Genomic DNA, 17,386 nt, shown 5'->3' with positions numbered 1-17,386 from the left:
CAATCCCATGCGAAGCGATATTGAAATCGCCCAGGCAGCGAAGCTGCAACCGATTACGGAAATTGCCGCGGCGGCAGGTATTGAAGAACAATATTTAGCACCGTACGGACGCTATAAGGCCAAAATCGGCTATGATTTAATTCGTAAGCTGGACGGCGAAAAAAACGGACATTTGATTTTGGTTACGGCGATTTCTCCGACGCCTGCCGGTGAAGGCAAGTCGACCACCACGGTCGGTTTGGCGCAGGGACTTGCCAAACTCGGCAAAAAAGTGATGGTGGCGTTGCGTGAACCGTCGCTCGGGCCGTGCATGGGAATCAAGGGCGGTGCCGCCGGCGGCGGTTATTCGCAAGTGGTGCCGATGGAAGATATCAACTTGCATTTTACCGGCGACATGCACGCCATTACCGCGGCGCACAATTTATTGGCGGCCATGCTCGATAACCATCTGCAACAGGGCAATACGTTGCGCATTGATCCGCGTCGGATCGTGTGGAAACGCGTGGTCGATATGAATGATCGGGCATTGCGCCACATCGTGGTCGGTTTGGGCGGCAAAGTGAACGGCGTGCCGCGTGAAGACGGTTTTGATATTACGGTTGCGTCCGAAGTCATGGCGATTTTGTGTCTCGCGCAGGATCTCAAAGATATGAAAGAACGGTTCAGCCGCATTATCGTCGCCTACGATTACGACGGTAAGGCGGTAACGGCCGGCGACCTGCATGCGCAGGGCGCGATGACGGCGCTTATGAAAGACGCGATCTCGCCCAACCTGGTGCAGACGATTGAGCATGTGCCGGCGCTGGTGCACGGCGGTCCGTTTGCGAATATCGCGCACGGTTGCAACTCGCTGGTGGCCACCCAAACCGCGTTGCACCTGGCGGACTATGTCGTTACGGAAGCCGGTTTCGGCGCGGATCTGGGTGCGGAAAAATTCTTTGATATTAAATGCCGCTACGGCAAGTTAAAACCGGAAGTGGCGGTATTGGTCGCGACGGTGCGCGCGCTCAAAATGCACGGCGGTCGCGCGAAAAACGAACTCACCGAACCGGATGTCGACGCGCTTAAGCGGGGCTTAGAAAACCTCGGCAAACATTTAGAAAATATTGCCAAATATAATGTTCCCGCTGTTGTGGCGATCAATGCGTTCGCCAGCGACACGGCGGAAGAAATGGCGGCGATTCGTACATACTGCGAAGAACGCGGCGTACCCGTCGCGCTGTCCGATGTTTTTGCCAAAGGCGGAGAAGGCGGTAAGGAACTTGCGCAAGCCGTGCTGGAGGAAATTGCCAAGGGCGCCGCTGATTTTCAGCCGCTGTATGAGAGCGAATTGAGTGTTCCCGATAAAATTCGTACGATTGCGCAGGAGATTTACGGCGCGGACGATATTGTTTTAGAAGCGGCGGCGCAAAAAACGTTGGCCGATATTGAAGCGGGCGGGTATGCGGCGTTGCCGGTCTGCATCGCCAAGACGCAGTATTCGTTCTCCGATGATCCGAACAAACTGGGCCGTCCCAGCGGCTTTACGCTGCACGTACGCGAACTTAAAATCAGTGCCGGCGCAGGCTTCATCGTCGCTCTTACCGGCAACATCATGACGATGCCGGGATTACCGAAAAAGCCGGCCGCGGAAAAAATCGACGTGACGGCGGACGGAAACATTGTCGGTCTTTTTTGAGGAGGATTCATGCGAGAACTTAAGGGGGCGCCGGTAGCGGCCGCGCAGCAGGAAACCACGGCGAAAAAAATTCGCATGCTGGCGGCGAAGGGCGTTACTCCGGGGCTGGCCATTGTGCGTTTCAGCGCGGATCGGGCGGCGCAGATGTACGGCGACTTTTTAGCGAAGTCTGCAACGCAAGCGGGATTATATGTCGAACGGGTCGAGCCCGAGGAAAATCTGACGCAAGAGGACGCTTTGGCGACGATTCACGCGCTGAATCAGAATTCGCAGATTGACGGCATTTTACTTTTAATGCCGTTGCCGCCGGGACTGGATCGCAGTTCGCTGGTCGAAGCGATTGCGCCGGGCAAGGATATCGACGGTTTGACACCGACGCAGGTAGGCCGGCTTGTGACGGGGCGCACCGCATTTGTGCCGGCGACCGCGCGGGCGGTGCTCGCTACATTGCGGCATTATGACATTCCGCTCGCCGGTAAACACGCGGTCGTGATCGGTCGCAGCGATGTCATCGGTAAACCCGTTGTGCAATTATTGCTGGCGGCGAATGCGACGGTTACCATTTGCCACTCCAAAACGCAGGACTTGCCACACTTCACTCGCGCGGCGGATATTTTGGTCGCGGCGGTCGGCAAAGCGATGATGGTGACGCCGGATATGGTGAGTGAAGATGCGGTTGTCGTCGATGTCGGCATTCATCGCGTGGACGGCAAAACCGTCGGTGATGTCGCGCCGGAGGCGCTCGCGAAAGCGCAGGCGGCGACACCGGTTCCGGGCGGTATCGGTTCGGTAACGACCGCGCTTATGTTGGACGCGGCGGTGACCGCGGCGTTGCGGCATCATCCGTAAGAAATGACGGTACGGAAGTATTGCGCTTTCGTACCGTTTTTTGTATAATGAAATAACCGGCGACTGTGCAGAGGTCGTTTATGGCAACCTTTCGGGGCTTGTGCAATGGAAGTTCGTGAACCCTGTCAGGTCCGAGAGGAAGCAGCAGTAAGCGAATCCTTTCATGTGCCACGAGGTAACTCGGGAGGTTGTCATAAACGGTTTCTGCCGGTAACCGGATATCGCAGCGTTCCGCTGCGTTTTTTATTTCATAAAGAAAAGGGGCAAGGCATGGCGTACTTGGCATTGTATCGTAAATGGCGGCCGCAGACGTTCGCCGACGTCGTCGGCCAGGATCCGATCGCGCATACGCTTGCGCAAGCGGTAGCCCGCGGTAAAGTGGCGCATGCGTATTTGTTTTCCGGTCCGCGCGGCACGGGCAAGACGAGTATGGCGAAAATTTTAGCCAAAGCGCTCAACTGCATCCACGGACCCACGGCGGAACCGTGCAATGCATGCGAACGTTGTCGGGAAATTACGCAAGGCACCGCCTTTGATGTGAGTGAAATTGACGCGGCGTCCAATCGCGGCATTGACGAGATGCGCGCGTTGCGGGATACCGTCGCGCAGTTGCCGACCGTTGCGCGGACCAAAGTATATATCATCGATGAAGCGCACATGCTTACCAAGGAAGCGGCGAACGCGTTGTTGAAAACACTGGAAGAGCCGCCGGAACATGTCGTGTTTATTTTGGCGACGACCGAACCGGAACGCTTGCCGGCCACCATTATTTCGCGTTGCCAGCGGTATGAATTTCGGCGTATTTCCGTGGCCGCTATCACCGCGCAACTGTTGAAAGTCGCGCAGGGTTCGGGTATCGAACTGAGCGAAGGCGCGGCGCGGTTGATCGCCGTACGTGCGGAAGGCGGTTTGCGCGACGCTCTAAGTCTGTTGGATCAATGCGCCGGCACCGGAGGCGCCATCACGGAAGCCGTGGTCACTACAGTTTTAGGACTGCCGGACCAGGAAGAAATCACGGGTTTGGCGGAAGCCGTTTTGGCGCGTGACAGCGCGCGCACGTTGCAAATTTTTCAGGATATTTTGGGCTCCGGCAAAGAACCGGCCGTCGTATTGCAGCAGCTGTTGCAATGGCTGCGCGACGCTCTTTTGTGTCAAATCGACCCCGACTTTCCGGAACTTGCCATCTACGGCGAGGCGTTTCCGCGCTTACAAAACATAGCACAAACGCTACCTGCCGGCCGCTTGGCCACGCTCGCCACGCGCACGGCGGACGGTTTGCGGGAAGCGCGATTTGCCGGCTCCGTGCGCATGGCGACGGAACTTACTTTGTTGGCGCTTTGCCGCAGCGGCGGGGAAGTGAATGCCGCCGAGTGGGAAGAGCGCATCACGGCGTTGGAAAATAAAGAGGCGGCTGTTTCGCCGGCCTTGCTGCAACGTGTAAGCGCACTGGAAGAAGCCGTGCAACGCGGCGTCACGGCAAAAGCGCGGCGCACGGAACCGACTCCGCCGGATGATGAGGACGCGGCCGTCAGCGCCGCGGAATGGGAAATGAACGTGGCACCGTTTTCTCCCGTTGACGAAGAGGAGCATGTTGCGCCGACAGAACCGGCACGTGTGCCGTCGCCGTCAGCGCGAAAAAAAACGGCCGTGTCGCCCAAAACGTCGGCGCAACCGTTACCGACGGAACCTGTTGCGCCGCAGCGGACTCCTTCCGCAACGCCACTTCAAACAAAGGTAACGAGATCTTCGGTGAAGAAGCAGGAAAAAGCGGCGGAGAACGTTGACTTTTTTGTGCTTCCCGCGCAATATGACGGGATTTGGCAAAAAGTTGTCGAGGCGCTTTTCGCCCGCAAAAAAATGGCGCAGGCGGCCTGCTACCGCAATGCGAAACTTCTTTTAATCGCCGGCACTCATGTCATCATCGCGATTGAGCATGCGTTTCTGGTCGATGCGGCGAATCGGCCGGAATACCGACAGGAAGTGGCCGGTATTTTGCAGGAACTCACCGGCGTCGAGCTGACGCTCTTAGCCGTAGCCGCCCAAAGCACTCAGGCGGATGAAGCGCGCGCTCGTGCTGAAGCATTGCAACGAGACGAAGCGGCGGCACCGTCATCGGAAAAAACAGCGGTTTCCGCATCTTCGGTGACATCGCCGGGGGAGTACCGCAAGATCCGCCGGGAGGATATTGACCCCGCGGATCAAAATGATCCGGTGCTCGCGAACGCCTTGCAGTTTGCCGGTGACTGTGATATATATGTATGGGAAGAATAAAACAGTATTGGACTATTTATCTACCGTGAAAGAGGGGCAATCAATGTTTGGTAATAAAGCGCAAATGGCCGGCATGATGAAAAAGGTCAAAAAAATGCAAGACGACATGGCCAAAATGCAAGAGGAACTGAAACGAAAAACAACCGAAGTAACAGCGGGTGGCGGTGCGATCCGCCTCGTGATGAACGGTGAAAAGCAAATTACGGAATTAAAAATTGATCCGGCGGTCTTGGAAGCGCAGGACGCCGAAATGCTGGAAGACTTGGTAACGGCGGCCGTCAATGAAGCGGGACGCAAAATTGACGACATGGCTTCGCAGGAAGTTAACCGCATTACCGGCGGGATGGGTCTTCCTCCGGGAATGTTTTAATGAACGAACCGTTAGAGCGGCTGACGGAACAATTTCGTCGCCTGCCCGGCGTCGGCGTGAAAACCGCCCGCCGCTTGGCGTACTTTATTTTGGAAGAGCCGCAGGAGTCGGTGGACGCGTTTGTTGAGGCCATCAAGACCGCGAAAGCGCAGACCAAGTACTGCTCTGTGTGCGGCAATCTGTCCACCCGGGATCCCTGTGAATTTTGCGCCGATTCGCGGCGTGATCACAGTGTGATTTGCGTGGTTGAATCTCCCACGGATGTGCAAGCCATGGAACGTTGCCATGAATATCACGGTGTGTACCATGTGTTGCATGGCGCGCTTTCGCCTTTGGACGGTATTCAGCCGGAGCAGCTTCATATTCGCGAACTTTTGGAACGTTTGCGAGACGATACGGTGAAAGAGATTATTATGGCTACCGACCCGGACGCGGAGGGGGAAGCGACGGCTCTCTACATCGCGGGTTTGGTCAAGCCCATCGGCATTACGATCACGCGCATCGCGCGAGGCTTACCGGCCGGTGGAGATATCGGTTTTGTGGACGGCGTCACCTTAGCCGGCGCAGTCGCCCACCGTCAAAGTATGTAAGGAGGAGAGTAAAATGGTAGCATTGAATACCCTGATTACTTTTGTTGTGGTTGCGATCATCGCGATTTTAATTTTCCGCGTCTTGGGCTGGGCATTAGCTCCGTTTATCGGTAATATCATTGCCGGCGGACTCTTGTATTGGCTGATCGATGCGATGCTCATGAAACTTCCCTGGACCTTTTGGGATGCCATTATCGTCGCTTTATTCGGTATCCCGGGAACGATCGTGATTGCGATTTGTCGTGCCTTGTTTTAATCTGAAAAGCAGCTTTCAGGCTGCTTTTTTGCTATCCGCATTTGCGCGCATACGTGAGTAAAGTAAAAGAAGCAGTATGAAATATTTTGTCAGCGAAGAAGTATTTGACGTATTACCTCACTATATGGTGGGAGTGGTAGTCGCCACCGGCATCGAGCCGTTACGGAAAAGCCAAGCGGTGGCGGAACTGTTTGCGAAAGCGCAGGCGCAAGCGGCGGAAAAATACCGCGGCGTGAAAGTAAAGGAATAATCGGAACTGGCCGCGTACCGCGAAGCGTTTCGCGCGGTCGGTATCAATCCGAATAAATATCCGAGTTCCATTGAAGCACTCTTGACGCGTATTTCCAAAGGAAAAATGCTGACCTCGATTACACCGCTGGTCGATTTGGGAAATGCCGCATCATTGCTTGAGTCCGTGCCGATCGGCGCGCATGCCGTCGACTCTTTGGCGGAGGGCACGCTCGGCGTACGTCGCGCGCGAGAAAACGATACCTTCGTGCCGTTCGGCGAGACGGTTGCGGAAGCGCCGGACCTCGGAGAGATTGTGTACGCATCCGGTACGACCGTGCGTACGCGCCGGTTTTTATGGAGGCAAAGCGAACTCGGTAAAATCACGCCCCAAACGAAAGATATTCTTTACCTTTTGGACGGATTTTCCGATCGCCGTGAAGATCTGGAACGCGGGCGTGACCTTTTGGCAAAATACCTGACCGAAGTATTTCATGCGCAAGTGAAAATCGGTCTGATCACAAAAGACGAGCCGGAATTTATTTTTTAACGTATATGACGAAAGAGATCCCGTACAGGATCTCTTTTTGCGTGCGGGAATTCGTTTTGGTAAGTCGCCATAACGTTCGCCTATGCCGGTATGAACAGCTTGTTTTTGCCGCTGTAATACGAGCGTATTTGTTTTACTATGTGCTATAATAAAGAATAATAGGAGGGGAAATGATGAGCGTAAATCCGAGATTGGTCAGCCCGGCAATGGACAGCCTGCTGGATGCGTTGCTGGCACTTGAAACGCGCGAGGAAGGGTATGCGCTTTTGGAAGATTTGTGTACCGTTTCCGAGCTGCGAGACTTGAGTATGCGCTGGCAGGTGGCGCAGTTGCTGCACAGCGGTCAAAAATATGAAGATATCGAATCGCTTACGGGAGCGAGTTCCGCAACGATCAGCCGCGTCAAACGCGCGTTGCGTTACGGCGCGGACGGTTACCAAACGATGCTGGAGCGGTTAGAGGGAAAGGATACGTAAATGGAAGCACTGGAGAAGAGTCGCAACGGCTTTAAGGCGTATGACATTCGCGGCATCGTGCCGACGGAAGTGGATGAAGAAGTAAGTTACCGTGTCGGACGCGCGTATGCGGACCAATACAAGGCGCGCAAAGTAGCGATCGGACGGGATATCCGCGAAAGCTCGCCGCGCCTTTCTGAGGCGTTGGCGCGCGGTTTGACAGACGGCGGCGCGGATGTGTATGATATCGGCGTCTGTGGCACCGAGATGGTGTATTTCGCGACGTTTCATTACGGTTTGGACGGCGGCGTCATGGTGACGGCCAGCCACAATCCGGTCAATTACAACGGCCTGAAACTGGTGCGTGAAGAAGGCATTCCCATTAGCGCGGATACCGGTTTAAAAGAAATCGAAGAGCGCGTTTTCGCCGGCCATTTTGCCACGCCGGCAACAAAAGGCGTTTACCGAACGCTCGACGTACAGAAAGAGTATATCGAAACTTTATTGCAGTACGTGGATCTGAGTCATTTAAAGCCCATGCACATCGTGGTCAATGCCGGCAACGGCGGCGCGGGTTTGGCGTTTAACGATTTGAAAACGCATTTGCCGTTCACCTGGCATGAGTTGTACATGGACGCGGACGCGACCTTTCCTCACGGTGTACCGAACCCGATGATCGAAGAAAACCGGCTGGTGACGAGTCGGGCGGTCGTAGCGGAAAAAGCGCAATTGGGCGTGGCCTGGGACGGCGATTTCGATCGTTGCTTTTTAGTGGATGAAAAAGGTAATTTTGTCGAAGGATACTATGTCTTGGGATTGCTCGCGGAACACTTTTTAGAGCAGGATCCGCACGCGACCATCGTGCACGATCCGCGTCTGTACTGGAACACGCAGGCGATTTGTGAACGCTACGGTGCCACCGCGGTGGAATCCAAAGGCGGCCACGCTTTTATGAAAGAAACGATGCGGCGTGTGGATGGCCTGTACGGAGCGGAAATGAGCGCGCACCATTTCTTCCGCGACTTTTCCTATTGCGACAGCGGCATGATCCCCTGGCTTTTAGTCGCGCAAATCATTTGCGAAACAGGCAAACCGCTCTCGCAACTGATTGCTGATATGGAAGCACAGTCCCCTTGCAGCGGCGAGATCAATCGCGTCGTAAAATCAACGGAGGAAACCTTAGCCGTCGTCGAAGCGGCGTATCGTGATCAGGCGCGGGAAGTAAAATATTTGGACGGCTTGAGCATGGATTTCGGCACATGGAGATTCAATTTGCGGCAGTCGAATACCGAACCGCTGGTACGTTTCAATTTGGAAACGCGCGGCGATCGGGAGTTGATGCAAACCAAGCGGGACGAAGTGTTGGCGCTGATTGAAACGACGGTAGAATAATTCGCAATAAAAAAAGAACGCGATCGCGTTCTTTTTTTATTTTTCAATACCCGCGTTTTTTATCAATGACATTCTTCAACTTCTGATCGCGTAAAAAGCGTTGCCAATTATCCGCCAGCACATCTAAAACTTTGTCCATGTAGCCGTAGACGCGCGCCGCGGTATGCGGAGTCAAAATGACATTGTCGAGCGTCCACAGCGGCGAATCCTCCGGTAACGGTTCCCGCGCGGTGACGTCAAGACCCGCGCCCGCGACGCGACCCGACTGCAGCGCCTCGATCAAGGCGGCTTCGTCAACGATGGTGCCGCGCGCGATATTGATGAAGTAAACGCCTTTTTTCATCGCGGCGATTTCTTTGGCGCCGAAATATCCTTCCGTTTCCGGTGTGCCGGGCAGCGCGCACATGACGACGTCGACTTCCGGCAAGACGCTCATCAATTCATCGTTGGTGATGACGCGATCGGCCAAAGCCTCTTCCGTAAGGTGATTTTTTACCGCGATGATTTCCGCGCCGAAGGCCGCGCAGCGTTTGGCGATTTCTTTACCGATGCCACCGAAACCGGCGATCAACACTTTCGTATTTTCCAGCGACGTAAATGACTGCGGATCCCAATTTTTTTCCGCTTGCGCCGTCACGGCGCGTTTTAATTTGTGACGCAACGCGAGCAGCAACGCCAGCGCCCGCTCCGCGACCGGCGCATCGTGAATCGCGGCGGTGTGCGTCAAGACGATATCGTTTTGTTGCATGGGAGGCGGCAACAGTTTTTCAATCCCGGCGCTCATGCTGTGCAGCCAGCGCAGTTTCGGCGCGGCTTCCAGCACGGGAAGCGGATCCATGGAACCCCACAAGGCCACCGCATCGGCATCTTCCAGGTGCGGCAGCGCCTCGCTCATTTTAGCGTACGCTTCGACAGTGGCATCGGGGCGGACCCGTTGCAAACGTTCCAAGCGTTCCGGTGTCAGATGGTTGAGTACTACCAGTTTTGGCATGTTCATTCCTCCTCTGTTTCCTTTGCTTTTATTATACCCGTAAATACCGCGCTCGGCAGCTTGCCGTGTCAGAATAAAAAAACAACCGCAGCAAGCTACGGTTGTTCGTATTCGGTGGTTTCATCGAGCAGCGCTTCGAGCGCGCCGATCTGATTGCGCGGCAAGACAAAGACCAGCTGATCGTGGGCCTGGATTTCCGTTTCGCCGCGTGGCACCACCGCGACGCCCTGGCGATCAATGGCGATCACTAACGCGTGCGGCGGTAACGCGATGTCACGCAAGGCCGTGCCGGCAAGCGGGCTGTGATCGGAAACAACCGCGGTCACCTGCATCATCGTCGTATCGAAATCGGGACGCGGTTTTTCTTTACGCAAAATGTTTTGCAATAAATATTCGTAAATCGGCGGCGTGCCGAGCGCGTTCGCCGTGTAATACGCCAACAGACAGCAAATAGCGAGCGGTAAAAAGTAGGAGATGCGCTGCGTCATTTCAAATAAAAGTAAGAGCGACGTGAGCGGGCTGCGCACGACCGCCGTCAGATAGCCCGCCATCGCGAGCACGATGAAAAGCACGACGTACTCCGGCGCGACGATTTGACCGAACAGACAGCCGAGAATCGCGCCTTGAATCAAAATCGGCAGGAAGATGCCGCCCGGTACGCCGGAGGCAAATGAAATCAAGGAAAAAGCGGTTTTGACCACGAGCAGCAGCAATAACCACCAAAGCGCATGCGGCGCATTTAACAGCTGGCCCAAGATCGGATGCCCGCCACCCAAGACGATCGGGAAGAAGAGCATCAGCACGAACGAGCAGAGAATCGCCGGCAGCGGTCGCAATAAAATATATAAATTCAATTTGCCGTACACATAGTAGCAGCCGCGCAGACCCCAAAAATATACAGCGCCCATGCAGCCCGAAACAATGCCGAGCAGAACGACCCATGGGTACATGCTGACCGGCATCTTGCCGATCTCGGGAAAATGGAAAATCGGCGCGAGACCGAATACGTATTGACTGACGACATCCGCCGTCAAGGCGGCGGCGAAGCAGCTGATGATCAAGCGCTTCGTAATCGTTTTATGAATTTCTTCCAGCGAAAACAGTACGCCGGATACCGGGGCGTTAAACGCGACCGAAAGACCGGCCGCCGCGCCGCATGACATCAAATTTTGCGCCCGAATATAATTATGTTTCAAACCCCGGGCGACGAGTTTACCGCACATCGCGCCGAGCTGAATGGACGGGCCTTCGCGACCGAGGGATAAGCCGCAAAGCGCGGCGATGGTTCCGCCCAAATATTTATGCAGCAAAACCGAAAGCGGGGACGTTTGAATCCGACCGGTAATTTCTGCGGTCACCTGCGGGATACCGCTGCCGCCCGCATACGGTTCGTGACGAACGATCGCGCCCAGTGCAATGGCGCCGATGCAAAAAGCGATCAGGATCAGCGGCAACCGGGACCAGTCCAAGGCGGCCAGTTGCGCCAAATAGCTGACACTGTCCTCGCACCAACTGATCAGCAAACGATAAATGACACCCGCGCCGCCCGCCAGCAACCCGACCAAAACACCTTCCAAAAGCAAGGTAGAGTCGGTCCGTAAAGAGCGACTGCGCAGCGTTTCAATTTTTAAAAATGACATATCCGATCCTTTCATTTGAGTATATCTATAATGCACTTTTACATAATGTTACGTCAAGCGTCGCCGGCGGATTAAATTTTTTTAACCGGCAATTTTGACTGTACATTAACGAACGTATCCTCTATAATGAAACTAATCGATAGGATACTTGAAGGAGGGAAAAGAAATGCGTAAATTAGCTATTTTAACAGCGTGTGCATGCTTTGTGGCGGGCGCCGCCATGGCAGCGCCGGTGACGTATATTCCGGAAGGCGGCACGAATGTAGGTTACGGTTACAACGGAGCGCAGGACGGTTCGCATGCGGTCTACGTGGAACACGGTATCGCCGATAAAGTCGTGATCGGCGCGGAATATCGTGACCTTGTCAACATGGGCAATGAATTTGATGTGTACGGTAAATATCGTTTGAACGATAACGTATATGTGACCCTCGGCAATCGCAACTACGACGTGGCCGGCAACAAACTCTACGCGGGCGTGGAAGGCATGACCTACCTGACCGACAAATTTGACGGCTATGCCAGCGTCAAAGTTTCGAGTGAAGAAAAAGAATACAAAGTCGGTGCTTTGTATGATCTGAACCCGAACTTCGACTTGGACGTTAATTACACGTACCAGGATCGCGACGAAGACTTGAACCGTAAAGGTGTCGGCGTCGGCTTGAACTACCGCTTCTAATTCTAAACATAAAAAAGACTCGCTCGGCGAGTCTTTTTTTATTGCGCGAATACAACATCTAAAAAAGTTGTATTTCCGCTTGCTATTTATCGCATAATCATACGATCAAACGGCATCATGGCGCGACGGAGAGAATCCGTCGTTTAGCGTTTGACGGATTCCGGACCGAAGTCTCTGATCATTCGTTCGAACGGATCTTCCGACTGCGGTTTCGTATCCATGGGCAGACCCGGATAGATAGTTGTCTGCTCCTTGGTTACCGTCGTCGTGATGCCGGTGGTGCGCTTGTGTCCGTGCATTTTGGAGATTTCAAAATAGGGCAGGTCCTGTTCTTTCAGTGCGGGTAAAAGCGGTTGCTTAGCCTTCTTAACCGGTGATTTTTTGAAAATCGAGAACACCGACATCGCGGCGTTGGTCCATTTTTCAAAGCCGGTTTCGGCTACACCGTCAAAACCCAGTTGCACTTTACCGGCCGGCGGTTGCACGCGAACGGAGTGACCGTGTCGGGTTTCTTTGGTGCGTTCTTCGGTGTGCGTCACTGTTTCGGTGCGCGTTTCTTTGGTCATAACCCGTTGTACACGTGTGGTTTCGTTGGCGGGCGTCTCCAGCGCGTACGCGGAGGGGGTGGCGGAGAGAAGCATGAGGGCCGCCAAGAGGGTAGTGGTAATTTTTTTCATTGGGTAAACTCCTTTAGGATTAATTTACATGGAGCGCTGACGCATCCCCTGCAGCAAACAGGATAATGACGCGTAACGCTCGACTTTATCTGCACATTTTGACAGACGAAAATGATGAGATTTATTGTAGGGGATAGTGGGAATAGTTGTCAATTGATTTTCCATTCCGATCAAGAATAAAATAGACACAAATACAGAATGAATAAGCTAATAAAAATAAGGTCAATAGCGTAATGTAAAAAATATTTTCTAAGCGCAAAAATGAACGGTAAAATCGCGCTTGACAAAATTAATGTTATTAAGACGCGCGTTATGATACAATAACGATGAATGAGAATAGAGGAGGCGGAAGAGCTTGGCGTATGTAATTGCGTTCGGGATTGCGCTCATCGTGACCTATGTCATTACCCCTGCCGTGAAGCGTTTGGCCTGTCGGGTCGGAGCGATGGATAATCCCAATGCGCGCAAGGTTCATCATGGAGTCGTACCGCGTTTGGGCGGTTTGGGAATTTATATCGGATTTTTGGCATCGGTGCTGTACAGTTTGCCGTTATCGACCGAAGTGATCGGTTTACTGATGGGCTCGGCCGTGATTATTGCGGTCGGCGTATGGGATGATATTTGTCAGATTCCCGCTAAGGTAAAATTGCTCGGTCAGATTTTGGCGGCGGTTGTGCTGGTAGCGTGTGGTGTACGTGTCGACTGGATTTTAAATCCGCTTGGCGATTATATTTATTTAAGCGCATTTATTTCCGTACCGCTCACGATTTTGTGGGTGGTGGGATTCACCAATATGGTGAATTTGATCGACGGTTTAGACGGCTTGGCGGCCGGCGTAAGTTCGATCGCCGCCGTTTCCGTGGCGCTGATTGCGTACCAAATGGGGCAATGGAACAGCGTGGCGATTACGGTCGCGATGGCGGGCGCGGCGATCGGTTTTCTGCAGTATAATTTCAACCCCGCGAAGATTTTTATGGGCGATACGGGCAGCATGTTCTTAGGCTACACGCTCGCCGCGGTATCGATCATGGGTGTGATGAAAACAGCGGCTACCGTCGCTTTGGTTGTGCCGGTCATAGCGCTGGGCTTGCCGATTATGGATACGGCGCTGGCGATCGTGCGGCGCAAGCTTTCGGGCATGCCGATTTTCGCGCCGGACCGCGGGCATTTGCATCACCGTCTGCTCGATAGCGGCTTATCGCAAAAGCAGGTGGTTTTATTGATGTATGCGATTACCGCTTTTCTGGGGATGATCGCACTATTGGTAGTACATTTAAATGTTGTTTTCGGTGTCGTCGTAGTCGGTGTGGTAACGGCGGCGGGACTTTGGTGGGCACGCTACTTGGGCATGATTGCAGGCGGCAAGTGCGCGTCGGAAAAACACTGAGGAACGTTTTATGACCATTAAAGTAATGACAATTTTCGGTACCCGTCCGGAAGCCATCAAAATGGCTCCCGTCGTTTCCGAACTCGCACGGCATCCGGAGTTTTCCGTATGCGTTACCGTGACCGCGCAGCATCGCGAAATGCTCGACCAGGTGTTGCGGTTGTTTGCGATTACACCGGATTACGATTTGGATATCATGGCGCCGGGACAAACTTTATATGACGTCACCAGCCGGGCGTTGCTCGGCTTGCGGACATGTCTGCAACAGGAACGTCCTGATGTAGTCTTGGTTCACGGCGACACGACGACAACTTTTGCCGGCGCGCTCGCCGCATTTTATGAGCAGATTCCTGTCGGGCACGTGGAAGCGGGTTTACGGACGGGCGATATTTACTCGCCGTTTCCCGAAGAAATGAACCGCCGCCTGACCGGACGGCTGGCGCGTTACCATTTTGCGCCGACACCGGAAACAAAAGCGAATCTGCTGCGAGAAAATGTCGAGGAAGAATCGATTTTCGTGACAGGTAACACGGTCATCGATGCGCTTTTGCAGACAGTCGGCCGTCCTTTTGATCCGAATACGCTGCCGGTGAAGCTTGACCCGTCACGGCGTACGCTTCTGGTAACCACCCATCGGCGCGAAAATTTGGGCGCCCCGATGCGCGACGTATATCGCGCGTTACGGAGGATACTGGAAGATGTACCGAACTTGGAACTGGTATTTCCTGTTCATAAAAATCCGGCGGTGCGCGAAGTCGTCCGAGCGGAACTTGGCGATGTGCCGCACGTGCATTTGATCGAACCGTTGGATTACGAACCGTTTGCGCAATTGATGGCGCAAAGCGATCTGATTTTGACCGATTCCGGCGGTATTCAGGAAGAAGCGCCGGGCTTAGGCAAACCGGTACTCGTGTTGCGCGATACCACGGAACGACCCGAGGCGGTAGCGGCCGGTACGGTAAGCCTGGTCGGCACGGCGGAAGAAGATGTCTACCGGGAAGCGAAACGTCTTTTAACCGATGATGATTTGTACCGTCGGATGGCGAATTCTGTCAACCCGTACGGCGACGGTAAAGCGGCCGGTCGAATTGTGCAGGCGCTTTTGTATGCTTATGGTAAAACGGCGAAAAAACCGCCTGAATTTATAGCCAACGCTAATGAATTATGATAGAATAATAACTGCATGTGCAGGCCCTTATAACCTCATGTGCACGGCAAGGAGGTCTCCGGTGAAAGAACAGGAATTTAATTGGCGGCGGGCGTTAGCCATCGCTACCGGTGCCGGTATGACACTGCTTTGTACGATTTTATTCGGCCTGTATTTAGGGTATCTTCTCGATAAATATATCGGCACGGCTCCATTCGGTTTACTGGCCGGAGGCGTGGCGGGTGCGCTGGCAGGTCTGTTGACGTTAGTTCGTGACATGATTCGCAAATGACAGACGGTCGGGAACTTTTTCGTTGGCTGCTTGCCTGCATGCATTGGCAAGGAGCGTTGATGGCCGCGGGGGCGGTCCTCGTTCTCCTGTTCGGTAAAGGGGATTGGGCCGTCGGTTGGATCATAGGCGGCGCCTTTAATATAGCGTATTTTTCGTACCTTGCATTGATCGCGTTTAAGCGACGCGATCGCGATGATCTGGATATGGCGAAAAGCTTAACCAATGTCGCGGCAGGGCGTTTCTTTGTGGCCATCATCTTTTTGCTGGTGGTCTTAAAAACCCATTTAGCCCATTTCGGGGCTACGGTTTGCGGCTTACTGTCGCTGAAACTCGTGTACTACTTTGTCACGTTTTTGGGCGACTTCAAGCATATAAAAAAAAGGTGAGTATGTCCTGGCGGAAGGGGGTGAAGCTATGCATCTACACACAGGTACACATGATGTGCAATATCTTTGGGGAATGGCCGTTAACATGGACACGATTTACATGACCTGGCTGACCGGCGCACTGGTTTTTATTTTGGTATTGTTGGCGACGCGGAGTCGTGAAATGGTACCGTCCGGTGTGCAAAACGCAGTGGAAATGATCGTAGAGAATTTAAGCGATCAGTTTCATTCCATTCTCGGGCCCGATTATCGTAAAGCGGTATACATGCTGTTAACGCTCTTTTTCTTTATCTTTATCGGAAACGAGATCGGGTTGTTACCGACGCCGCACCTCATTACCTCGCCCACAAATGACGTGAATACGACATTGGGCCTGGCGATTGCAGCATCCCTGGCGACGCACGCACTGTACGTGAAAAACAAAGGGTTCAAAGAGTATTTTGCACACTTCTTCAAACCCTTCGCTCCGTTCGTTTTTATTAACCTGATCGAAGAAATCGCAAAACCGATTACGTTGGCAATGCGTCTATTCGGCAACATTTTGGCGGGGGAAATTTTGCTGGAAGTTTTAAACTATCTGGCGCCAGTCGGTGTACCTATCTTATGGATCGGTGTTTCGTTAGTCATTGGTTTGATCCAGGCGTTTATTTTTACGATCCTCGTGACCGCATACCTGGGCGGTGCAATTGGTGAGGGCGGCCATTAATTCAGCATGTACGAAACGTACATAATGGAATTTTATTTTAGGAGGAAACTATAATGGAATCTACTGCTTTAGTACTTGTTGTTTCTGCGATTTGCGCAGCTTTGATCGCTTGCGTCGCTTCGATTGCGGCGGCATTCTCTGACGCGAAAGCGGCTACGACTGCATTGGACGCCATGGCTCGTCAGCCGGAAATGGCGCAACGTTTGATGGTTAACTTGCTGATCTCGATCGGCTTGATCGAATCGATTCCGATTATTTCGTCGGTTATTGCGCTCGTTTTGGTATTTGCCAACCCGCTCGTTGACTTGCTCTAATTTGGCATCTAGTGTTTTGAGGAGGGAATTTCATTGGTCGAATTTAACCTTACTTTGATTATCCAAATCCTCAACTTTTTCGTTCTCGTTGCCATCATAGGAAAATTCGGTTTCGGTCCGCTGATGCGGACTCTCGATGCACGTAAAGCTCGGATTGCTGCAGATTTAAGCGGCGCGGAACAAGCCCGGAAACAGGCGGAAGCACTGCATGCGGAATACCAGGCGCAACTGGAATCGGCACGCGCGCAAGCGCAGGAAATCGTTAATAAAGCCGTTGCGGAAGCGGAACAACAAGCCCAAGCGCAACTGGATACGGTACGCACTCAAATCGAACAGGAAAAAACGCTCGCTACCCGTCAATTGGCGGAAGAACGCGAGGAACTTGTGAAGAATTTGCGTGCCGAGGTGGTAGAGCTCGCTACAGCGATCGCTGAGCGGCTGATTGCCAAAAACCTTGATGCGGATATGAATCGTAAACTGATTAATGACTGCATCGAAAAGTTGGCTACAAAGCAAGTAGGTCGGTAA

20 protein-coding genes, 1 other RNA gene and 1 pseudogene are annotated in these 17,386 nt (G+C 53.3%); 19 read left to right on the top strand and 3 right to left on the bottom strand.

The genetic code is table 11. From position 1 onward, the window contains the following. Positions 1-7: 7 nt before the first annotated feature. The 11 genes and pseudogenes from HNR45_RS03535 to HNR45_RS03485 all read left to right on the top strand — a co-directional run bounded on the left by HNR45_RS03535 (position 8) and on the right by HNR45_RS03485 (position 8,639). Positions 8-1,678, top strand: coding sequence for a formate--tetrahydrofolate ligase (locus tag HNR45_RS03535; RefSeq protein ID WP_159822621.1), 1,671 nt, complete (start codon positions 8-10; stop codon positions 1,676-1,678). A 9-nt stretch (positions 1,679-1,687) separates the two neighbouring features. Next, positions 1,688-2,458: pseudogene (locus tag HNR45_RS03530) on the top strand (bifunctional 5,10-methylenetetrahydrofolate dehydrogenase/5,10-methenyltetrahydrofolate cyclohydrolase); the annotation flags it as partial. 49 nt (positions 2,459-2,507) lie between these two features. Beyond that, positions 2,508-2,756, top strand: an RNA gene (ffs, locus tag HNR45_RS03525) — signal recognition particle sRNA large type. Positions 2,757-2,797: 41 nt separating this feature from the next. Then, a complete protein-coding gene (gene dnaX, locus HNR45_RS03520; RefSeq protein ID WP_159822617.1) occupies positions 2,798-4,798 on the top strand; it encodes a DNA polymerase III subunit gamma/tau in 2,001 nt (666 codons plus the stop codon). A 43-nt stretch (positions 4,799-4,841) separates the two neighbouring features. After that, positions 4,842-5,168, top strand: coding sequence for a YbaB/EbfC family nucleoid-associated protein (locus HNR45_RS03515; RefSeq protein WP_024049298.1), 327 nt, complete (start codon positions 4,842-4,844; stop codon positions 5,166-5,168). Beyond that, the gene (gene recR / locus HNR45_RS03510) at positions 5,168-5,758 is read left to right on the top strand and encodes a recombination mediator RecR (RefSeq protein WP_159822615.1); all 591 of its coding nucleotides are present in this window, start codon (positions 5,168-5,170) and stop codon (positions 5,756-5,758) included. Before HNR45_RS03515 ends, recR begins: the two co-directional genes overlap by 1 nt. A gap of 13 nt (positions 5,759-5,771) precedes the next feature. Beyond that, complete coding sequence (locus HNR45_RS03505) at positions 5,772-6,014, top strand: hypothetical protein (RefSeq protein ID WP_024049061.1); 243 nt, start codon at positions 5,772-5,774, stop codon at positions 6,012-6,014. A gap of 76 nt (positions 6,015-6,090) precedes the next feature. Further along, positions 6,091-6,264 carry a hypothetical protein gene (locus tag HNR45_RS03500; RefSeq protein WP_159822613.1) on the top strand — a complete coding sequence of 58 codons (174 nt, stop codon included), beginning with the start codon at positions 6,091-6,093 and terminating at the stop codon, positions 6,262-6,264. Positions 6,265-6,270: 6 nt separating this feature from the next. After that, complete coding sequence (locus tag HNR45_RS03495) at positions 6,271-6,792, top strand: B3/B4 domain-containing protein (protein ID WP_159822905.1); 522 nt, start codon at positions 6,271-6,273, stop codon at positions 6,790-6,792. Positions 6,793-6,965: 173 nt separating this feature from the next. Continuing rightward, entirely contained in the window at positions 6,966-7,268 is a 303-nt protein-coding gene (locus HNR45_RS03490; protein ID WP_034436924.1) for a YerC/YecD family TrpR-related protein, read from the top strand. Further along, positions 7,269-8,639, top strand: a complete 1,371-nt coding sequence (locus HNR45_RS03485) for a phosphohexomutase domain-containing protein (protein ID WP_184327544.1) — start codon at positions 7,269-7,271, stop codon at positions 8,637-8,639. 43 nt (positions 8,640-8,682) lie between these two features. On the opposite strand, the gene HNR45_RS03480 is transcribed toward HNR45_RS03485, so the two are convergent. Both HNR45_RS03480 and HNR45_RS03475 read right to left on the bottom strand, forming a co-directional pair. Then, complete coding sequence (locus HNR45_RS03480; RefSeq protein ID WP_159822611.1) at positions 8,683-9,630, bottom strand: D-2-hydroxyacid dehydrogenase; 948 nt, start codon at positions 9,628-9,630, stop codon at positions 8,683-8,685. A 95-nt stretch (positions 9,631-9,725) separates the two neighbouring features. Beyond that, a complete protein-coding gene (locus HNR45_RS03475) occupies positions 9,726-11,270 on the bottom strand; it encodes a ClC family H(+)/Cl(-) exchange transporter (protein WP_024049066.1) in 1,545 nt (514 codons plus the stop codon). Positions 11,271-11,436: 166 nt separating this feature from the next. Between HNR45_RS03475 and HNR45_RS03470 the strand changes: the two genes are divergently transcribed. Continuing rightward, the gene (locus HNR45_RS03470; protein ID WP_159822609.1) at positions 11,437-11,949 is read left to right on the top strand and encodes a porin family protein; all 513 of its coding nucleotides are present in this window, start codon (positions 11,437-11,439) and stop codon (positions 11,947-11,949) included. A gap of 143 nt (positions 11,950-12,092) precedes the next feature. On the opposite strand, the gene HNR45_RS03465 is transcribed toward HNR45_RS03470, so the two are convergent. Further along, a complete protein-coding gene (locus HNR45_RS03465; RefSeq protein ID WP_159822607.1) occupies positions 12,093-12,626 on the bottom strand; it encodes a hypothetical protein in 534 nt (177 codons plus the stop codon). A gap of 355 nt (positions 12,627-12,981) precedes the next feature. On the opposite strand from HNR45_RS03465, the gene HNR45_RS03460 reads away from it, so the two are divergent. From HNR45_RS03460 to atpF, 7 genes are all read left to right on the top strand, one after another. Further along, positions 12,982-14,013 (top strand): glycosyltransferase family 4 protein, encoded by a 1,032-nt coding sequence (locus HNR45_RS03460; protein WP_235020600.1) that lies wholly within the window; start codon positions 12,982-12,984, stop codon positions 14,011-14,013. Between the two features lie 10 nt (positions 14,014-14,023). Next, complete coding sequence (gene wecB / locus HNR45_RS03455) at positions 14,024-15,181, top strand: non-hydrolyzing UDP-N-acetylglucosamine 2-epimerase (RefSeq protein ID WP_159822605.1); 1,158 nt, start codon at positions 14,024-14,026, stop codon at positions 15,179-15,181. Positions 15,182-15,242: 61 nt separating this feature from the next. Next, on the top strand, positions 15,243-15,452 hold the full coding sequence (locus HNR45_RS03450; RefSeq protein ID WP_024049071.1) for an AtpZ/AtpI family protein: 210 nt from the start codon (positions 15,243-15,245) through the stop codon (positions 15,450-15,452). Further along, positions 15,449-15,838 (top strand): ATP synthase subunit I, encoded by a 390-nt coding sequence (locus tag HNR45_RS03445; RefSeq protein WP_036467535.1) that lies wholly within the window; start codon positions 15,449-15,451, stop codon positions 15,836-15,838. The genes HNR45_RS03450 and HNR45_RS03445 overlap by 4 nt, the downstream gene beginning before the upstream one ends. Positions 15,839-15,866: 28 nt before the next feature. Beyond that, the gene (gene atpB, locus HNR45_RS03440; RefSeq protein ID WP_024049073.1) at positions 15,867-16,544 is read left to right on the top strand and encodes a F0F1 ATP synthase subunit A; all 678 of its coding nucleotides are present in this window, start codon (positions 15,867-15,869) and stop codon (positions 16,542-16,544) included. A gap of 53 nt (positions 16,545-16,597) precedes the next feature. After that, positions 16,598-16,858, top strand: coding sequence for an ATP synthase F0 subunit C (gene atpE / locus HNR45_RS03435; protein ID WP_024049074.1), 261 nt, complete (start codon positions 16,598-16,600; stop codon positions 16,856-16,858). A gap of 33 nt (positions 16,859-16,891) precedes the next feature. Continuing rightward, positions 16,892-17,386, top strand: coding sequence for a F0F1 ATP synthase subunit B (atpF, locus tag HNR45_RS03430; protein WP_024049075.1), 495 nt, complete (start codon positions 16,892-16,894; stop codon positions 17,384-17,386).

Origin of the sequence: Negativicoccus succinicivorans (assembly GCF_014207605.1) — a bacterium.
GTDB classification, from domain to species: domain Bacteria; phylum Bacillota; class Negativicutes; order Veillonellales; family Negativicoccaceae; genus Negativicoccus; species Negativicoccus succinicivorans.
Note: the sequence above shows the minus strand (reverse complement) of the source record. Positions and strands in the feature narration are given on the sequence as shown.

Coding starts and splice junctions, on each gene's coding strand:
- recR (WP_159822615.1), top strand. CDS start 5,168: ATGAACGAACCGTTAGAGCGGCTGACGGAACAATTTCGTCGCCTGCCC.
- HNR45_RS03465 (WP_159822607.1), bottom strand. CDS start 12,626: ATGAAAAAAATTACCACTACCCTCTTGGCGGCCCTCATGCTTCTCTCC.
- HNR45_RS03445 (WP_036467535.1), top strand. CDS start 15,449: ATGACAGACGGTCGGGAACTTTTTCGTTGGCTGCTTGCCTGCATGCAT.
- HNR45_RS03515 (WP_024049298.1), top strand. CDS start 4,842: ATGTTTGGTAATAAAGCGCAAATGGCCGGCATGATGAAAAAGGTCAAA.
- atpE (WP_024049074.1), top strand. CDS start 16,598: ATGGAATCTACTGCTTTAGTACTTGTTGTTTCTGCGATTTGCGCAGCT.
- HNR45_RS03500 (WP_159822613.1), top strand. CDS start 6,091: ATGAAATATTTTGTCAGCGAAGAAGTATTTGACGTATTACCTCACTAT.
- wecB (WP_159822605.1), top strand. CDS start 14,024: ATGACCATTAAAGTAATGACAATTTTCGGTACCCGTCCGGAAGCCATC.
- HNR45_RS03475 (WP_024049066.1), bottom strand. CDS start 11,270: ATGTCATTTTTAAAAATTGAAACGCTGCGCAGTCGCTCTTTACGGACC.
- HNR45_RS03505 (WP_024049061.1), top strand. CDS start 5,772: ATGGTAGCATTGAATACCCTGATTACTTTTGTTGTGGTTGCGATCATC.
- HNR45_RS03485 (WP_184327544.1), top strand. CDS start 7,269: ATGGAAGCACTGGAGAAGAGTCGCAACGGCTTTAAGGCGTATGACATT.
- HNR45_RS03480 (WP_159822611.1), bottom strand. CDS start 9,630: ATGCCAAAACTGGTAGTACTCAACCATCTGACACCGGAACGCTTGGAA.
- dnaX (WP_159822617.1), top strand. CDS start 2,798: ATGGCGTACTTGGCATTGTATCGTAAATGGCGGCCGCAGACGTTCGCC.
- HNR45_RS03490 (WP_034436924.1), top strand. CDS start 6,966: ATGAGCGTAAATCCGAGATTGGTCAGCCCGGCAATGGACAGCCTGCTG.
- HNR45_RS03535 (WP_159822621.1), top strand. CDS start 8: ATGCGAAGCGATATTGAAATCGCCCAGGCAGCGAAGCTGCAACCGATT.
- atpB (WP_024049073.1), top strand. CDS start 15,867: ATGCATCTACACACAGGTACACATGATGTGCAATATCTTTGGGGAATG.
- HNR45_RS03470 (WP_159822609.1), top strand. CDS start 11,437: ATGCGTAAATTAGCTATTTTAACAGCGTGTGCATGCTTTGTGGCGGGC.